The 20,880-nt window shown below is 37.3% G+C and carries 7 protein-coding genes; 2 read left to right on the plus strand and 5 right to left on the minus strand.

Going from position 1 to position 20,880, the window contains the following annotated elements; translation table 11 throughout:
- Positions 1–32: 32 nt before the first annotated feature.
- The 3 genes from ABNT61_RS10005 to ABNT61_RS10015 all read right to left on the minus strand — a co-directional run bounded on the left by ABNT61_RS10005 (position 33) and on the right by ABNT61_RS10015 (position 17,513).
- On the minus strand, positions 33–9,452 hold the full coding sequence (locus tag ABNT61_RS10005) for an Ig-like domain-containing protein (protein WP_348743091.1): 9,420 nt from the start codon (positions 9,450–9,452) through the stop codon (positions 33–35).
- Positions 9,453–9,565: 113 nt separating this feature from the next.
- Positions 9,566–16,282 carry an Ig-like domain-containing protein gene (locus ABNT61_RS10010; protein ID WP_348743092.1) on the minus strand — a complete coding sequence of 2,239 codons (6,717 nt, stop codon included), beginning with the start codon at positions 16,280–16,282 and terminating at the stop codon, positions 9,566–9,568.
- A 469-nt stretch (positions 16,283–16,751) separates the two neighbouring features.
- Positions 16,752–17,513 (minus strand): TerB family tellurite resistance protein, encoded by a 762-nt coding sequence (locus ABNT61_RS10015; protein ID WP_348721802.1) that lies wholly within the window; start codon positions 17,511–17,513, stop codon positions 16,752–16,754.
- Positions 17,514–17,585: 72 nt separating this feature from the next.
- Between ABNT61_RS10015 and ABNT61_RS10020 the strand changes: the two genes are divergently transcribed.
- A complete protein-coding gene (locus ABNT61_RS10020; RefSeq protein ID WP_348711315.1) occupies positions 17,586–17,996 on the plus strand; it encodes a BrxA/BrxB family bacilliredoxin in 411 nt (136 codons plus the stop codon).
- A gap of 82 nt (positions 17,997–18,078) precedes the next feature.
- On the plus strand, positions 18,079–19,113 hold the full coding sequence (locus ABNT61_RS10025; RefSeq protein ID WP_348743093.1) for a glycosyltransferase family 9 protein: 1,035 nt from the start codon (positions 18,079–18,081) through the stop codon (positions 19,111–19,113).
- A 65-nt stretch (positions 19,114–19,178) separates the two neighbouring features.
- Here ABNT61_RS10025 and lysM read toward each other — a convergent pair whose 3' ends face one another.
- Both lysM and thiL read right to left on the minus strand, forming a co-directional pair.
- The gene (gene lysM, locus ABNT61_RS10030) at positions 19,179–19,649 is read right to left on the minus strand and encodes a peptidoglycan-binding protein LysM (RefSeq protein WP_348743094.1); all 471 of its coding nucleotides are present in this window, start codon (positions 19,647–19,649) and stop codon (positions 19,179–19,181) included.
- A 67-nt stretch (positions 19,650–19,716) separates the two neighbouring features.
- Positions 19,717–20,772, minus strand: coding sequence for a thiamine-phosphate kinase (gene thiL / locus ABNT61_RS10035; protein WP_348711311.1), 1,056 nt, complete (start codon positions 20,770–20,772; stop codon positions 19,717–19,719).
- Positions 20,773–20,880: the final 108 nt, after the last annotated feature.

The following is a 20,880-nucleotide window of genomic DNA, read 5'->3' on the forward strand; positions in this document are numbered from 1 at the left end:
ATCCCTATTATGTTGTTTCTTGTTTCTTATGCTTACTTATTTATATATAACCATCCTGTTCGTGCTGATTCTCCATTTCCTGGATCAATCACATAGTAATACGTTCCTACTGGTAACTTCTCATCAACACTTATCGTAGCTCTACCATTAGAAATCCCTTCAAATCTTCTCGAGGAATCTGTATTACTATAACCACTGATCTTATAAACCGTATTACCCCATCTGTTAAAGATCTCAACCGTGTTGTTAGCATACTCTGGACTATCAATACAAGGTATAAAAAAGAACTCATTCTCTGTATTACCATCTCCTGGTGACATTAAATTGTATGGTGACAGACAGGTTTCTGTCGGTAGTACAACAACTGTAACCGTAGCTGTAGTACAATTTTGAGGTACTAAATTATCACAAATAGTATAGGTAAAGGTATCTGTTCCACTAAATCCATCATTCGGTGTGTAGATAATAATATCATCACTAGGATCATTCGGTGTTCCTCCATCATCTACATCAACAGTACCATCACCTGGATCAGTCACATCAATAGTTCCATCATCAGGAATATCATTATCATTATCTGTAACATCAATATTTACATCTTCACCTGCATTGGTAGTGGCGGTATCGTCAACAGCATCCGGTGTTGGAATTACTGTAATCGTAACTGTAGCTGTAGTACAATTTGCTGGACTCGCATTATCACAAACAGTATAGGTAAAGGTATCTGTTCCATTAAAATCGGCATCTGGAATATAGGTCACAATATCATCACTCGGATCATCTGGGGTACCGCCATCATCTATCGTTACCGTACCATTAATTGGATTTGTAACCGTTAAAGTACCATTATCAGGAACATTGGTGTCATTTGCATAAATATCAATATCAACCATATCATCTTCCGCAACCGTAGCTGTATCATCAACTGCTATTGGAGCTTCATCAACTGGTATTACCGTAATCGTAACTGTAGCTGTTGAACAGTTCGCTGGACTTGCATTATCACAAATTGTATAATTGAATGTATCCGTACCATTAAAATCAGCATCTGGAATATACGTCACAATATCATCACTCGGATCATCTGGGGTACCGCCGTCATCTATTGTTACTGTACCATTAGCTGGATCTGAAACATCTAATGTACCATCACTAGGAACATCTCCATCATTTAATGTGATATCAATATCAACCATATCATCCTCTGAAACCGTAGCCGTATCATCAACTGCATCTGGTGTAGGTGTTACTGTAATCGTAACTGTAGCTGTTGAACAGTTCGCTGGACTTGCATTATCACAAATTGTATAATTGAATGTATCTGTGCCATTAAAATCAGCATCTGGAATATAAGTTACAATATCGTCACTCGGATCATCTGGTGTGCCGCCATCATCTATCGTTACTGTACCATTAGCTGGATCTGAAACATCTAATGTACCATCACTAGGAACATCTCCATCATTAGCGGTAATATCAATATCAACCATATCATCTTCTGAAACCGTAGCCGTATCATCAACTGCATCTGGTGTAGGTGTTACTGTAATCGTAACTGTTCCTGTTGAACAGTTCGCTGGACTTGCATTATCACAAATTGTATAATTGAATGTATCTGTGCCATTAAAATCAGCATCTGGAATATACGTCACAATATCATCACTCGGATCATCTGGGGTACCGCCATCATCTATCGTTACTGTACCATTGGCTGGATCTGAAACATCTAATGTACCATCACTAGGAACATCTCCATCATTAGCGGTAATATCAATATCAACCATATCATCCTCTGAAACCGTAGCCGTATCATCAACTGTATCTGGTGTAGGGGTTACTGTAATCGTAACTGTTCCTGTTGAACAGTTCGCTGGACTTGCATTATCACAAATTGTATAATTGAATGTATCCGTACCATTAAAATCAACATCTGGTATATACGTCACAATATCATCACTCGGATCATCTGGTGTACCGCCATCATCTATCGTTACTGTACCATTGGCTGGATCTGAAACATCTAATGTACCATCACTAGGAACATCTCCATCATTTAATGTGATATCAATATCAACCATATCATCCTCTGAAACCGTAGCCGTATCATCAACTGCATCTGGTGTAGGGGTTACAGTAATTACTACTGTAGCTGTTGAACAGTTCGCTGGACTTGCATTATCACAAATTGTATAATTGAATGTATCCGTACCATTAAAATCAGCATCTGGAATATAAGTTACAATATCGTCACTCGGATCATCTGGTGTGCCGCCATCATCTATCGTTACTGTACCATTAGCTGGATCTGAAACATCTAATGTACCATCACTAGGAACATCTCCATCATTAGCGGTAATATCAATATCAACCATATCATCCTCAGAAACCGTAGCCGTATCATCTACTGCATCTGGTGTAGGGGTTACTGTAATCGTAACTGTAGCTGTTGAACAGTTCGCTGGACTTGCATTATCACAAATTGTATAATTGAATGTATCTGTGCCATTAAAATCAGCATCTGGAATATAAGTTACAATATCGTCACTCGGATCATCTGGTGTGCCGCCATCATCTATCGTTACTGTACCATTAGCTGGATCTGAAACATCTAATGTACCATCACTAGGAACATCTCCATCATTAGCGGTAATATCAATATCAACCATATCATCCTCTGAAACCGTAGCCGTATCATCAACTGCATCTGGTGTAGGGGTTACAGTAATTACTACTGTAGCAGTATCTGTGTCTCCGTCTGCATCTGTGATGGTATATGTGAATGAATCTGTTCCGTTAAAGTCAGCGTTTGGCGTGTATACAAATACTCCGTCTGAAGTCTCTGTTACTGTACCATTTGATGGACCACTTGTTAAACTGTAGTCTTCTCCGTCTCCGCCGTCACCACCAATATCATCATTAGTGCTTACGGTAATTGTTGTAGAAGCATCCTCATTTACTGTAGCCGTATCATCTACTGCATCTGGAGTGTCATCTACTGAGTTTACTGTAATGACAACAGTTGCTGTATCTGTATCTCCATCAGCATCTGTGATTGTATATGTGAAACTATCAGTTCCGTTAAAGTCAGCGTTTGGCGTGTATACAAATACTCCGTCTGAAGTCTCTGTTACCGTACCATTAGATGGACCACTTGTTAAACTGTAGTCTTCTCCGTCTCCACCATCTCCACCAATATCATCATTAGTGCTTACGGTAATCGTTGTAGAAGCATCCTCATTTACTGTAGCCGTATCATCAATCGCATCTGGAGCGTCATCTACTGAGTTTACAGTAATGACAACAGTTGCTGTATCTGTGTCTCCGTCTGCATCTGTGATGGTATATGTGAATGAATCTGTTCCGTTAAAGTCAGCGTTTGGCGTGTATACAAATACTCCGTCTGAAGTCTCTGTTACCGTACCATTAGATGGACCACTAGTTAAACTGTAGTCTTCTCCATCTCCACCATCTCCACCAATATCATCATTAGTGCTTACGGTAATAGTCGTACTTGCATCCTCATTTACTGTAGCTGTATCATCTGTAGCAGTTGGTACATCATCTACTGAGTTTACAGTAATGACAACAGTTGCTGTATCTGTATCTCCATCTGCATCTGTGATCGTATATGTGAATGAATCTGTTCCGTTAAAGTCAGCGTTTGGCGTGTATACAAATACTCCGTCTGAAGTCTCTGTTACTGTACCATTAGATGGACCACTTGTTAAACTGTAGTCTTCTCCGTCTCCGCCATCTCCACCAATATCATCATTAGTGCTTACGGTAATCGTTGTAGAAGCATCCTCATTTACTGTAGCCGTATCATCTGTAGCAGTTGGTACATCATCTACTGAGTTTACAGTAATTACTACAGTAGCTGTATCAGTATCTCCATCTGCATCTGTGATTGTATATGTGAATGAATCTGTTCCGTTAAAGTCAGCGTTTGGCGTGTATACAAATACTCCGTCTGAAGTCTCTGTTACCGTACCATTAGATGGACCACTTGTTAAACTGTAGTCTTCTCCGTCTCCGCCATCTCCACCAATATCATCATTAGTGCTTACGGTAATAGTCGTACTTGCATCCTCATTTACAGTTGCTGTATCATCTGTAGCAGTTGGTACATCATCTACTGAGTTTACAGTAATGACAACAGTTGCTGTATCTGTATCTCCGTCTGCATCTGTGATGGTATATGTGAATGAATCAGTTCCGTTAAAGTCAGCATTTGGCGAATATACAAATACTCCGTCTGAAGTCTCTGTTACTGTACCATTAGATGGACCACTAGTTAAACTGTAGTCTTCTCCGTCTCCACCATCGCCACCAATATCATCATTAGTGCTTACGGTAATAGTCGTACTTGCATCCTCATTTACTGTAGCTGTATCATCTACTGCATCTGGAGCGTCATCTACTGAGTTTACTGTAATGACAACAGTTGCTGTATCAGTATCTCCATCTGCATCTGTGATCGTATATGTGAATGAATCAGTTCCATTAAAGTCAGCGTTTGGTGTGTATACAAATACTCCGTCTGAAGTCTCTGTTACTGTACCATTTGATGGACCACTTGTTAAACTGTAGTCTTCTCCGTCTCCGCCATCTCCACCAATATCATCATTAGTGCTTACGGTAATAGTCGTACTTGCATCCTCATTTACTGTAGCCGTATCATCTACTGCATCTGGAGCGTCGTCTACGCTTGCCACTGTAATTACAACTGTAGCTGTATCAGTATCTCCATCTGCATCTGTGATCGTATATGTGAATGAATCTGTTCCGTTAAAGTCAGCATTTGGCGTGTATACAAATACTCCGTCTGAAGTCTCTGTTACTGTACCATTAGATGGACCACTTGTTAAACTGTAGTCTTCTCCGTCTCCACCATCGCCACCAATATCATCATTAGTGCTTACGGTAATAGTCGTACTTGCATCCTCATTTACTGTAGCCGTATCATCTGTAGCAGTTGGTACATCATCTACTGAGTTTACAGTAATTACTACTGTAGCAGTATCTGTGTCTCCGTCTGCATCTGTGATGGTATATGTGAATGAATCTGTTCCGTTAAAGTCAGCATTTGGCGAGTATACAAATACTCCGTCTGAAGTCTCTGTTACCGTACCATTAGATGGACCACTTGTTAAACTGTAGTCTTCTCCATCTCCGCCGTCTCCACCAATATCATCATTAGTGCTTACGGTAATAGTCGTACTTGCATCCTCATTTACTGTAGCTGTATCATCTGTAGCAGTTGGTACATCGTCTACTGAATTTACTGTAATTACTACTGTAGCTGTATCTGTGTCTCCGTCTGCATCTGTGATCGTATATGTGAAACTGTCTGTTCCGTTAAAGTCAGCATTTGGCGAGTATACAAATACTCCGTCTGAAGTCTCTGTTACCGTACCATTAGATGGACCACTAGTTAAACTGTAGTCTTCTCCGTCTCCGCCATCTCCACCAATATCATCATTAGTGCTTACGGTAATCGTTGTAGAAGCATCCTCATTTACTGTAGCCGTATCATCTGTAGCAGTTGGTACATCATCTACTGAGTTTACAGTAATTACTACAGTAGCTGTATCAGTATCTCCATCAGCATCTGTGATTGTATATGTGAATGAATCAGTTCCGTTAAAGTCAGCGTTTGGCGTGTATACAAATACTCCGTCTGAAGTCTCTGTTACCGTACCATTAGATGGACCACTTGTTAAACTGTAGTCTTCTCCATCTCCGCCGTCTCCACCAATATCATCATTAGTGCTTACGGTAATAGTCGTACTTGCATCCTCATTTACTGTAGCTGTATCATCTGTAGCAGTTGGTACATCATCTACTGAATTTACTGTAATTACTACTGTAGCCGTATCTGTATCTCCATCAGCATCTGTGATCGTATATGTGAATGAATCTGTTCCGTTAAAGTCAGCGTTTGGTGTGTATACAAATACTCCGTCTGAAGTCTCTGTTACCGTACCATTAGATGGACCACTAGTTAAACTGTAGTCTTCTCCGTCTCCGCCATCTCCACCAATATCATCATTAGTGCTTACGGTAATCGTTGTAGAAGCATCCTCATTTACTGTAGCCGTATCATCTGTAGCAGTTGGTACATCATCTACTGAGTTTACAGTAATTACTACAGTAGCTGTATCAGTATCTCCATCTGCATCTGTGATGGTATATGTGAATGAATCTGTTCCGTTAAAGTCAGCATTTGGCGTGTATACAAATACTCCGTCTGAAGTCTCTGTTACCGTACCATTAGATGGACCACTAGTTAAACTGTAGTCTTCTCCGTCGCCGCCATCTCCACCAATATCATCATTAGTGCTTACTGTAATAGTCGTACTTGCATCCTCATTTACGGTTGCCGTATCATCTGTAGCAGTTGGTACATCATCTACTGAGTTTACAGTAATGACAACAGTTGCTGTATCAGTATCTCCATCTGCATCTGTGATGGTATATGTGAAACTGTCTGTTCCGTTAAAGTCAGCATTTGGCGAATATACAAATACTCCGTCTGAAGTCTCTGTTACTGTACCATTAGATGGACCACTAGTTAAACTGTAGTCTTCTCCGTCTCCACCATCGCCACCAATATCATCATTAGTGCTTACGGTAATAGTCGTACTTGCATCCTCATTTACTGTAGCCGTATCATCTACTGCATCTGGAGCGTCATCTACTGAGTTTACTGTAATGACAACAGTTGCTGTATCTGTATCTCCGTCTGCATCTGTGATGGTATATGTGAATGAATCTGTTCCATTAAAGTCAGCGTTTGGCGTGTATACAAATACTCCGTCTGAAGTCTCTGTTACCGTACCATTAGATGGACCACTTGTTAAACTGTAGTCTTCTCCGTCTCCACCATCTCCACCAATATCATCATTAGTGCTTACGGTAATCGTTGTAGAAGCATCCTCATTTACTGTAGCCGTATCATCTGTAGCAGTTGGAGCGTCATCTACTGAGTTTACAGTAATTACTACTGTAGCCGTATCAGTGTCTCCGTCAGCATCTGTGATTGTATATGTGAAACTGTCTGTTCCATTAAAGTCAGCGTTTGGTGTGTATACAAATACTCCATCTGAAGTCTCTGTTACTGTACCATTTGATGGACCACTTGTTAAACTGTAATCTTCTCCGTCTCCGCCATCTCCACCAATATCATCATTAGTGCTTACGGTAATCGTTGTAGAAGCATCCTCATTTACTGTAGCCGTATCATCTGTAGCAGTTGGAGCGTCATCTACTGAGTTTACAGTAATTACTACTGTAGCTGTATCAGTATCTCCATCTGCATCTGTGATGGTATATGTGAATGAATCAGTTCCGTTAAAGTCAGCGTTTGGCGTGTATACAAATACTCCGTCTGAAGTCTCTGTTACCGTACCATTAGATGGACCACTTGTTAAACTGTAGTCTTCTCCATCTCCGCCATCTCCACCAATATCATCATTAGTGCTTACGGTAATAGTCGTACTTGCATCCTCATTTACTGTAGCTGTATCATCTGTAGCAGTTGGTACATCATCTACTGAGTTTACAGTAATTACTACTGTAGCTGTATCAGTATCTCCGTCTGCATCTGTGATTGTATATGTGAATGAATCTGTTCCGTTAAAGTCAGCGTTTGGCGTGTACACAAATACTCCGTCTGAAGTCTCTGTTACCGTACCATTAGATGGACCACTAGTTAAACTGTAGTCTTCTCCATCTCCACCATCTCCACCAATATCATCATTAGTGCTTACGGTAATAGTCGTACTTGCATCCTCATTTACTGTAGCTGTATCATCTACTGCATCTGGTGCGTCATCTACTGAGTTTACAGTAATTACTACTGTAGCCGTATCTGTGTCTCCGTCTGCATCTGTGATGGTATATGTGAATGAATCTGTTCCGTTAAAGTCAGCGTTTGGCGAGTATACAAATACTCCGTCTGAAGTCTCTGTTACCGTACCATTAGATGGACCACTAGTTAAACTGTAGTCTTCTCCATCTCCGCCGTCTCCACCAATATCATCATTAGTGCTTACGGTAATAGTCGTACTTGCATCCTCATTTACTGTAGCCGTATCATCTACTGCATCTGGTGCGTCATCTACTGAGTTTACAGTAATGACAACAGTTGCTGTATCTGTGTCTCCATCTGCATCTGTGATGGTATATGTGAATGAATCTGTTCCGTTAAAGTCAGCGTTTGGCGTGTATACAAATACTCCGTCTGAAGTCTCTGTTACTGTACCATTAGATGGACCACTTGTTAAACTGTAGTCTTCTCCATCTCCACCATCTCCACCAATATCATCATTAGTGCTTACGGTAATAGTCGTACTTGCATCCTCATTTACTGTAGCTGTATCATCTACTGCATCTGGTGCGTCATCTACTGAGTTTACAGTAATGACAACAGTTGCTGTATCTGTGTCTCCGTCTGCATCTGTGATGGTATATGTGAATGAATCTGTTCCGTTAAAGTCAGCGTTTGGCGTGTATACAAATACTCCGTCTGAAGTCTCTGTTACGGTACCATTAGATGGACCACTTGTTAAACTGTAGTCTTCTCCATCTCCACCATCTCCACCAATATCATCATTAGTGCTTACGGTAATAGTCGTACTTGCATCCTCATTTACTGTAGCTGTATCATCTGTAGCAGTTGGTACATCGTCTACTGAATTTACTGTAATTACTACTGTAGCTGTATCTGTGTCTCCGTCTGCATCTGTGATCGTATATGTGAAACTGTCTGTTCCGTTAAAGTCAGCATTTGGCGAGTATACAAATACTCCGTCTGAAGTCTCTGTTACCGTACCATTAGATGGACCACTAGTTAAACTGTAGTCTTCTCCGTCTCCGCCATCTCCACCAATATCATCATTAGTGCTTACGGTAATCGTTGTAGAAGCATCCTCATTTACTGTAGCCGTATCATCTGTAGCAGTTGGTACATCATCTACTGAGTTTACAGTAATTACTACAGTAGCTGTATCAGTATCTCCATCAGCATCTGTGATTGTATATGTGAATGAATCAGTTCCGTTAAAGTCAGCGTTTGGCGTGTATACAAATACTCCGTCTGAAGTCTCTGTTACCGTACCATTAGATGGACCACTAGTTAAACTGTAGTCTTCTCCATCTCCACCATCTCCACCAATATCATCATTAGTGCTTACGGTAATAGTCGTACTTGCATCCTCATTTACAGTTGCTGTATCATCTACTGCATCTGGTGCGTCATCTACTGAGTTTACAGTAATCACTACTGTTGCTGTATCTGTGTCTCCGTCTGCATCTGTGATGGTATATGTGAATGAATCTGTTCCGTTAAAGTCAGCATTTGGCGTATATACAAATACTCCGTCTGAAGTCTCTGTTACTGTACCATTAGATGGACCACTAGTTAAACTGTAGTCATTCAATATCATCATTAGTCTCCGTACTTGCATCCCATCTCCACCAATATCATCATTACAATATTTGCATAAATTATTATCATGGTAATAAAAAGTCGTACCATCTAAACCAGTAACATTATTAATTATTAAAACATCTGAATCTTCTCATTTACATTTATAGCAAGTGAACTCGGCCATTGGTAATTAATTGAAGAAGAAGTATCTGTTCTTGCACCATCATAACCACCAACTAATAATCCTCCTGTGACTTGGCCTGGTGTTGCTGAAGCTAAGTTATCGACTATTGGATGGCCATCTAATCTTCCATCACTATTACCATCCGTACCACCAGATTCTAATACATCATTACAACCATCATTATCGCTATCCAAATCCAAATAATCTGGTGTACCATCGCCATCTGAATCTTGTGTACAAGTAGTTTTTATATTACGAACTCGATGTTCATTGGAAAGACCTCCTGTAGAAGCCGTAAAACCATAATAAATATCAGTACCTCCGTTAAAGTATAATGCAGGCAAATTACCAGTAAGTACTCCAACTATATTCCCGTCAAACGTATAAGATAATGTGTTCGTTGTAGAATTCCAATAAACAACAACATTATGCCAGATACCATCTTCAATATTTCCAATTGTTGCTTCTGGTGTTAAATATGTTGGGGGTGACAATCCAGGCTCTTGTGAATCTCCAGTATCAGAATCCCAAATCCTAGTATGATCTATTGAAGTATTCAACACATCTCCAAAGCCAGTAACATTTCCAGATTCTGCATAGGTATCAAATTCGATAACAATTCCATTGGCTATCCCTCCAGCACCTAACCCAGGTCCTGAATTACCTATTGCATTCTCTCCTGCTGGAGAATTATGAAGTATAAAAGCCATTCCATCAGCACCATTTACATCCTTCACACCTAAATTTATCTCAAAAGAAAACGTAAAATCTTGATTAAAATTTATTGTAGATCTAGATTGTGCAGAACCAGCAACAACGCCTACGTCCCTAGTTAGTCTAAACTCAGTTGTACTGATTGTAGCTGCATCTCCACTAAAATTAAGGTCTGCAACAATTTGTTCAGAAGTTAAACATCCTTCATTAGTATCTAAAATACCATCGTTATCATCATCTAAATCATTAACATCAGTAATACCATCATTATCCGTATCCAAATTTATATCTGGTACAACCGTAATAGTAACTGTTGCTGTATCTATATCGCCGTCAACATCTGTGATCGTATATGTAAATGAATCTATTCCATTAAAGTCAGCGTTTGGTGTGTATACAAATACTCCATCGGAAGTCTCCGTTAAGACACCGTTTGATGGACCACTTGTTAAACTGTAGTCTTCTCCATCTCCACCATCGCCACCAATATCATCATTAGTGCTTACGGTAATCGTTGTAGAAGCATCCTCATTTACTGTAGCCGTATCATCTGTAGCAGTTGGTACATCATCTACTGAGTTTACAGTAATGACAACAGTAGCTGTATCTGTATCTCCGTCTGCATCTGTGATGGTATATGTGAATGAATCAGTTCCGTTAAAGTCAGCGTTTGGTGTGTATACAAATACTCCATCTGAAGTCTCTGTTACCGTACCATTAGATGGACCACTAGTTAAACTGTAGTCTTCTCCGTCTCCGCCGTCTCCACCAATATCATCATTAGTGCTTACCGTAATAGTCGTACTTGCATCCTCATTTACTGTAGCTGTATCATCTGTAGCAGTTGGTACATCATCTACTGAGTTTACAGTAATGACAACAGTTGCTGTATCTGTATCTCCGTCTGCATCTGTAATTGTATATGTGAATGAATCTGTTCCGTTAAAGTCAGCGTTTGGTGTGTATACAAATACTCCGTCTGAAGTCTCTGTTACTGTACCATTAGATGGACCACTAGTTAAACTGTAGTCTTCTCCATCTCCACCATCTCCACCAATATCATCATTAGTGCTTACGGTAATAGTCGTACTTGCATCCTCATTTACTGTAGCTGTATCATCTGTAGCAGTTGGAGCGTCATCTACTGAGCTTACTGTAATTACAACAGTTGCTGTATCTGTATCTCCATCAGCATCAGTAATTGTATATGTGAATGAATCTGTTCCGTTAAAGTCAGCATTTGGTGTGTATACAAATACTCCGTCTGAAGTCTCTGTTACCGTACCATTAGATGGACCACTTGTTAAACTGTAGTCTTCTCCGTCTCCACCATCTCCACCAATATCATCATTAGTGCTTACGGTAATCGTTGTAGAAGCATCCTCATTTACTGTAGCCGTATCATCAATCGCATCTGGAGCGTCATCTACTGAGTTTACAGTAATGACAACAGTTGCTGTATCTGTGTCTCCGTCTGCATCTGTGATGGTATATGTGAATGAATCTGTTCCGTTAAAGTCAGCGTTTGGTGTGTATACAAATACTCCGTCTGAAGTCTCTGTTACCGAACCATTAGATGGACCACTAGTTAAACTGTAGTCTTCTCCATCTCCACCATCTCCACCAATATCATCATTAGTGCTTACGGTAATAGTCGTACTTGCATCCTCATTTACTGTAGCTGTATCATCTGTAGCAGTTGGTACATCATCTACTGAGTTTACAGTAATTACAACAGTTGCTGTATCTGTATCTCCGTCTGCATCTGTAATTGTATATGTGAATGAATCTGTTCCGTTAAAGTCAGCGTTTGGCGTGTATACAAATACTCCGTCTGAAGTCTCTGTTACTGTACCATTAGATGGACCACTTGTTAAACTGTAGTCTTCTCCATCTCCACCATCTCCACCAATATCATCATTAGTGCTTACGGTAATAGTCGTACTTGCATCCTCATTGACTGTAGCCGTATCATCTGTAGCAGTTGGAGCGTCATCTACTGAGTTTACAGTAATTACTACTGTAGCTGTATCTGTATCTCCGTCTGCATCTGTAATTGTATATGTGAATGAATCTGTTCCGTTAAAGTCAGCGTTTGGCGTGTATACAAATACTCCGTCTGAAGTCTCTGTTACTGTACCATTAGATGGACCACTTGTTAAACTGTAGTCTTCTCCGTCTCCACCATCTCCACCAATATCATCATTAGTGCTTACTATAATAGTCGTACTTGCGTCCTCATTTACTGTAGCTGTATCATCTACTGCATCTGGTGCATCGTCTACTGAGTTTACTGTAATGACAACAGTTGCTGTATCTGTATCTCCGTCTGCATCTGTGATGGTATATGTGAATGAATCAGTTCCGTTAAAGTCAGCGTTTGGTGTGTAGACAAATACTCCGTCTGAAGTCTCTGTTACCGAACCATTAGATGGACCACTAGTTAAACTGTAGTCTTCTCCATCTCCGCCATCTCCACCAATATCATCATTAGTGCTTACGGTAATCGTTGTACTAGCATCCTCATTGACTGTAGCCGTATCATCTGTAGCAGTTGGAACTTGTTCAACATTTAACGTGGCACTATTTATTATTTCAATACAAACATTATCATCGTGTGTAACCACTAAATAATATTCGGTGCCATCAAGAGCCGAAACATCATCAATAGTTAACACTATTGAATCTTCTCCACTATAATTTGTATCAGAAGCATTAATTGCAACTCCACCTGAACTAGGATCTCCAACATACCATTGAAAATTAATTCCAGAATTAGAAGAACTTCCTGAGGAATAATCTGGAGTCCCTCCTGAGAAGACAGAAGTATTCGTTGCATTAGCTGCTGTAGCTTGAAAAACTGCCATCTCATCAGAATCTACCAATTGACTAATTAATAGTGTATTATCAACAGCAACAGTTGTTGCAACGATTTCATCACCATTTAATCCATTATAGCCTCCTATACTTGAACCACTAGTTACCTGACCAACAGTAGCTGTTCCAATTGCATCAACTGTTGGATGACCATCTAAACGACCGTCAACTAAAACAGTATCTTGACCACCTGACTCTACAACATCATTACATCCATCATTATCAGAATCTAAATCTAAATAATCTGATGTTCCATCTCCATCTGTATCAGGACAAAAACCAAGATTAAAAGGAACCCTTGGATTTCCACTTGCTTTTATGGTTAAAGTTGAAACGTTATTTAAAGATCTTATTTCCCAAGTTCCAGCTCCTGCTGCCATTAATAAAGTTGGTCTAATTTCAATATGACTAGAACTTTGTGACTGTATATTTAATTGTCCATCTGGATCATAAACAACAAAACCTCCAGTAGCTTCAAATCTTAATTCATCTCCGCCACCAGCTCCATTATCAAATTCACCACCTATTAATTCAGCTCCTCTAACAATAACCTCAACAGCAGATGAAAAATCTACTCTATATTCATCTCCGATTTCTACGTCAGGTGGATTTGGTGTTGAAGCTTGGTCATCACCTAATCTTATATCTCCTGAAGAATTACCATCAGGTGTTAAAGACACCTGACTTACAAATGTTCCATCAACAGAAACATTTCCTATTGCTTGATTCGTAAAAGTTAATCCTCCTGAAAAGTCAATTATTGAACTGCACTCTTCACTATCTATAATTCCGTCATTATCATCATCTAAATCAATATTATTAGCAATTCCATCACCATCTGAATCAATTCCACCACCAGTAATTGTGATGACTAAATCAGCACTATCAAAACCACCTAATCCATCAGATAATGTATACTGAAATGTATCAGTTAAAGGTGTATCTGTGGCTAAAAGGTTTAAAACAGTATTATTTGAATAATCTAATTGATAATCATAACTACCATCTGCATTAATAACAATACTTCCATACGTTCCTGCAACAGTAGTTCCAACATTACCATTTACACCTTCTACTGCAGATACAGAAATAGCTCCTTGGCCTTGCCAATAAATATCAGAAATACCAGCAATTTGTCCACCTTGGTCGGCTGCAGTTGCATCCGGACCATAGTTGTAAGTTAAAACCAATCTGTCAATCGGTTGATTAAAAAATACATTTACATTTCCAGTTGCATCGTCAGGTACGGCTGTACCCGTTCCATAAAATGTATTGTTTCCCGCATCTACCACACCTCCAGTTGTTACATAATGAAAATTTGATGTTGCACCAGCCAAAGTTCCTTGTATTTGTATTTGATCTTGCCAGGAAGTCCCTTGAGAATAATCAATATCTACAACCAAAAAACCTAAATTAAAAACTGGTTCATCAAAATCAATTGTAAGTGAAACTGGTGCTGATGGATTTGTAGTAGCATCAATACCATATCTATAGTATCCTGTATGACCTCCATTAGTAAATGTTATGAATACTTTTTCGTTTGAAGTAGTACCAATATTATCGGGATCTGAAGTTGAAAAATCTAGTTGAACTCCATCAATAGTTCTTGTTGTTCCTCCTATTACTGCAGAAACTCCTGTTCCAAAACCATCTTCAACAAACTCATTTTCCCATACTAATTCAGATAATCCTCTGTCAATAACATCAACACCTCCTGCACCTACATCGGTTATTACATTTCCGGTAGCATTAATTTCTACGAGAGTTGTTACAGAATCTGCATTATCAATCGCATCAGGTAAATCAGTAACACCATTAATAGTCACCGTTAAGTATGCATAATCGTTTATACTGCTTTCTACAGATCTTTCTACTGTGTAAGATATGATATCATCAATACTTTCGCCATTTCTTAATCCAGTCACTGCAGGATTATTCTCATCTACATCATATAGATAACTTCCATCAGAATTAATAGTAATCGCACCATAAAGCGTGGTATAAGAGTTTCCAACAGACGCAGGATATACATCTACTTCGCTAACTAATAAAGTTCCATTTCTGGGAGCTGATTCATTTGATAATACATTCCCTGCAATAGTACCTGTATTATTTGCTGCAACACTATTTGTATCATTTACTGCAACTATAGCATCATAAACATTTAAGGTAGTTTGAGCAGATGTTGTTAATGCTCCTGTATCCGTAATTTCAACAGTCATGGTTCTTACTCCTTCCGTATACAGAGGCGAAATATTTACTCCATCATTATCATTTCCATAATCAAAATCGTCTAAAAAAGCTAAAAATGTTGCAATCGGAATTGTTCCTCCACCAGTTCTTGTAATTGTAAATGTTGCTCCAATACGAGATACAGAAATCTGAATCCCAGCATAAGTATGTGTATGAGATTCACTTCCTGTGAATCGATATTCTTCGTCATCTCCAAGTATTCCATCTGTCGCATCTGCATCATTAATGTAAATATTCTCATTAGAATCGACAACACCAGTAAATGTAATTGTCGCAGAAGCAATAACATTACCATCAGCAGTTATGGCAGGAGCAACAACTGTATTATAAATCGTAAAATATTCAGGAGTTATAGTTCTTTCATAGCCAGTACCTGGATTATTCCCATCCAAATCGATCGTCGGACTTGGCATTCTCTGAGAAAATGTTCCATTCGTTTTAGTTATGGAAAGAGTTCTTTTATTTTTTTGAACAAAATAATTTGTTGTGTAGTTGAAGTTAAGTAAATCATTTTTTTCAAAAAGTACTTTCTCGTGCTTCTTTTTCTTGGTTACCTTATTGTTTTTGTTCCCGTCAATATCAATCAATTCTTGTTGACTGAATAAATTAGTTGCTGAAATAAATAGTAATAGAAATACTGCAATTCGTTTTAACAATAGGTGTTTCAACAACCTAATACAACTATTTACAGTTTTATATTCATATACTATTTCTCTTTTTTTAATGTTAAAAATTGCAAATTGTTTGATTTTTGCTAATTCTTTACTTTCTTTGATAGTTATTCTTCGAAAAGAAAATAAGTAAGGAAGTCGTAGAACCATCTCCCACAAATTTGAGGTTCTAAATTTCTTCATTAAGTATATAAACATAATGATCAGTATTTTTTATTGATTATTATTCACTACCCTGCTTTTGTATGTGCTCGCCAAAGTCCTACAATTGCGGGGTTTTTAAATATTTTTATATAATATTAACTACTGGACACTACATATAAGTATCCAATGATTAGATATCATCTTTATAAATTGTGAGTTAAGTTTAGATTAGGTTAAAATCTAAATTAAATAGTATTCTTGCTGTTTTCTGAATAGTTGTAAAAGACATTAATCAAAAAGTAATTATATTCCATAATATACGGGGGTTAATTATTAATTAAAATGATAACTTTTTAAATAATTTTTAGAGGATAGACGCTATAAAACTACATTGGGAAGAAATTTTGTTAAACACTCTTTTACAGTAGCTTTATGTTACTAATATAATTTTTTTTTTTTATTATTCGAAAAAAAATTAGAAATTTCTTTCTTCTTTTAATTTCTCGTAAGCATTTTGAATACTTTGAAATTTTTCCTTCGCTGCATTTAAATGTTCTTCTCCTATATCTTGTAAACGATCAGGATGGAATTTCTTTGCCATTCTTCTGTAAGCCTTTTTTATTTCATCAATTGATGCATCTTTTTCTATTTCAAGAATTTTGTACGCCGCATCAGCTTCGTTATAGAACATTGCCTTAATAGAACCATAATCTCTATCATTGATATATAAATATCCTGCAATTTTTCTAATTACTTCTTCTTCTGAAGCGGTAACTACTTCATCTGCTTTTGCTATCCCAAATAAGAAATGTATTAATTGTAATCTTGAAGAATGCGACATGTGTTCGCGAATCTGAATACAAACCTGTCTTGTAGAAACTTCATTTTTAATTACACCATTAAATAATTTAAAAGCTCTATTTGCTCTTTCCTTTCCATATAATTCAATAAAATGAGATCTTACAAAATCTAGTTCTCTTTGATCAATATTTCCATCAGATTTAATAACTACTGATGCTAATACCAATAAACTTATTTCAAAATCACCAGATGTAGAAGATTTAACTTTTGGTCGCTTTTTAGTCTTTCTTTTATAATCGTCCTGCTCACTCTTATACTCCTGAACACTTACACCGCTATCAATAACACTACCAATAGCATAACCAATAATTGCTCCGATAGGACCTCCTAAAGTAAAGCCTAATCCTGCACCCAACCACTTTGTAAAATTTCCCATTTCTATTTTTTTAATAATTTCAAATATAATGAGATTATAAGTATCTTTGTAGTCTAAAAAAAGATAATTAATATGTATCCAGAAGAATTAGTAAAACCAATGCGTGATCAATTAATTGACGCTGGTTTTGAAGCTTTATATAGTGCTGAAGATGTTGATACTGCTTTAGCAAAAGAAGGAACAACTTTAGTAATGGTAAACTCTGTTTGTGGTTGTGCAGCAGGTACAGCAAGGCCTGGTACAATTGCTTCTATTCTAGGAGATAAAAAGCCAGATCATTTAACTACAGTTTTTGCTGGAGTTGAAAAAGAGTCTACAGCTAAAGCTCGTGAGTATATGATTCCTTTTCCTCCATCTTCTCCTGCAGTAGCATTATTCAAAGATGGTAAGTTAGTACACATGTTAGAAAGACATCATATTGAAGGACGTTCGGCTCAAATGATCGCTGAAAATCTTACTCAAGCTTACGACGAGTTCTGTTAAGCTAACACAAAATAGAAAACTAAAAATCCACTCAAAGAGTGGATTTTTTTATGCTTACTTTTGATCTGTAAATTTCTAACTCTTGAAGAAACAACCACACGTTATAATTTTTAGACTATCTGCTATGGGAGATGTGGCAATGACAGTTCCCGTTATAAAGTCGTTTGTTAAACAACACCCAGATGTAAAAGTTACTTTTGTTTCAAAAGCTTTTTTAAAGCCTTTGTTTGACAATATTGATAATGTTACGTTTTTTACAGCCGACACTAACAATTCTCACAAAGGAATATTAGGATTGGTTAAATTATTTAAGGAGTTAAAATCTTTACAGCCCACACACTTTGCGGATTTCCATAATGTTTTGCGATCAAAAATAGTTCGTTCTTTGTTTACTATTTTTTCAAATGTGAAAATGGCTAAAATTGATAAAGGCCGAAAAGAAAAGAAGGAATTGACCAAAGAATCGAACAAGATTTTTAAACAATTAAAAACAAGCCATCAACGCTACGCAGATGTTTTAAAGAATATTGGGTTTCCTATTAAAATTAAAAATTTAGAAACTCCGAAAAAGGAAACTCTAAGTGAGAATAATTTAAAGGTTACTGGTCAAAAAACATCTTCTTGGATAGGAATCGCTCCTTTTGCTGCCTTTCCTTCAAAAACGTATCCTGATGATTTAATGAAAGAAGTAATTAAGGATTTATCTAAAGAAGATGTATCCATATTCTTATTTGGTGGAAAAGCTGATATGGATCAATTAGAATCTATAGCCAATCAATTCGGTAATGTAATTTCTATAGCTGGTAAATTAGCTGGTTTAAAGGAAGAACTAAATCTAATTTCTAACTTAGATATTATGCTTTCTATGGATAGTGGTAATGCTCATTTTGCAGCAATGCAAGGCATTAAAACTATAACAGTTTGGGGAAACACACATCCATATGCTGGCTTTGCTCCTTTCAATCAACCAGAAGATTACTGTATACTTCCTGATTTAGAGAAATATCCTAAGCTTCCATGTTCTATTTATGGTAATAAAACCTTTCCTGGTTATGAAAATGTGATGAGAACAATAGAACCTAAAACTATTGTCGAAAAAATAAAATCTATTCTATAAAAGAATAAAGCACCGCGCTGGGCGATGCTCTATTTAGTATAGTAAGTTTTTATATCTCATTTATCTTAGTCCACTAATGGTGGGATTCTTAAAACCTGTCCTGGATAAATTCTGTCTGGGTGTTTTAACATTGGCTTGTTAGCTTCAAAAATTACAGGATACTTCATTGCATCTCCGTAAAATTCCTTGGCGATTTTACCTAAAGTATCTCCACTAACAACTGTGTGAAATTGAGCCATTTCCTCTTCGGCAATTTCTTCAACTTCAGCAACAGTCATGTTATCTTCTACAGTTGCAATACCTTCTGTATTACCAACTACTAAAACAACCTTTTCTTTAGTTGCTAAATCAACTGCTTCACCAGTAATTGTAGCCTTGTCATCATCAACACTAACATTTAAGTCAGTAACAGATAATTCTAAAGCATTTACAGCATCAACTAGTTTTGCAGCCTTCTCTGCAGCTTCTTCCTCAGTTGTTTTTCCGATTCCAAAAACTTTTGCTCCAGCGTTTTTAATAAATGAAAATAAACCCATTTCTTTTTAATTTTTTGTTATTATTAATTATTGTTAAAAGCAATATACAAATTTTATACCACAATAATTATTCATTTTCTTCATCAAAAGAATTCCATCCTTGAGCTTTCAATTTAATAGATTGATTCGCTCTTGTTATTAAGTTCATCCCTTGATTTTCTTCTGTAATATGACCAATTACAGTAAGGTTCGGATTCCCTTTAATCTTATCAAAATCACCGATTGAGATCGTGAATAATAATTCATAATCTTCACCTCCACTTAAAGCTACCATTGTAGAATCAATATTAAACTCTTCACAGGTTGAAATCACTTGAGGATCTAATGGAAGTTTCTCTTCAAATAGATTACATCCTACTTTACTTTGAGTACAGATATGCATAATTTCCGAAGATAATCCATCAGAAACATCGATCATTGAAGTTGGTTGAACTTCTAATTCTTTTAATAATCTTGGGATATCTTTTCTTGCCTCAGGTTTTAATTGTCTTTCTACTAAATACGTGTACGGTTCTAAATCTGGCTGACTTTGTGGATTCACTTTAAAAACTTGTTTTTCTCTTTCTAAAACTTGTAATCCTAAATACGCAGCTCCTAAATCACCTGACACTACAATTAAATCATTTGCCTTCGCTCCATTTCTATAAACAACTTCCTCTTTATTGGCTTTTCCAATTGCGGTTATTGAAATTAACATTCCTTTAGTTGATGAAGTAGTATCTCCGCCAATTAAATCGACATTGTAAGTATCACAAGCTAATTGAATTCCTGAATACAATTCTTCTATAGCTTCTAAAGGAAAACGGTTTGAAACCGCAATTGAAACTGTAATTTGCTCTGCTTCTGCATTCATTGCATAAACATCAGAAAGATTTACCATTACAGATTTATATCCTAAATGTTTTAATGGCACATAACTAAGATCAAAATGCACACCTTCAACTAATAAATCAGTAGTTATTAACGTTTGTTTATCTGAACTTGACAATACTGCACAATCATCTCCAATACCTTTCTCAGTAGTAGCGTGTTGTATTTTAAAATGTTTGGTTAAATGCTCTATTAATCCAAACTCTCCTAATGACGCTAAAGAGGTCTTTTGTCTATTTTTATCTTCTAACATGCTGCAAAGATAGTATTACATTATAAAAACTAATAGAATTATATATACTTATGTGGATTTATTAAAGTTAGGGTTTTTTGTTTCAAAACTGTTTTACAAACAAACAAA

Origin of the sequence: Tenacibaculum sp. 190524A05c, assembly GCF_964036595.1 — a bacterium.
GTDB lineage: Bacteria > Bacteroidota > Bacteroidia > Flavobacteriales > Flavobacteriaceae > Polaribacter > Polaribacter platacis.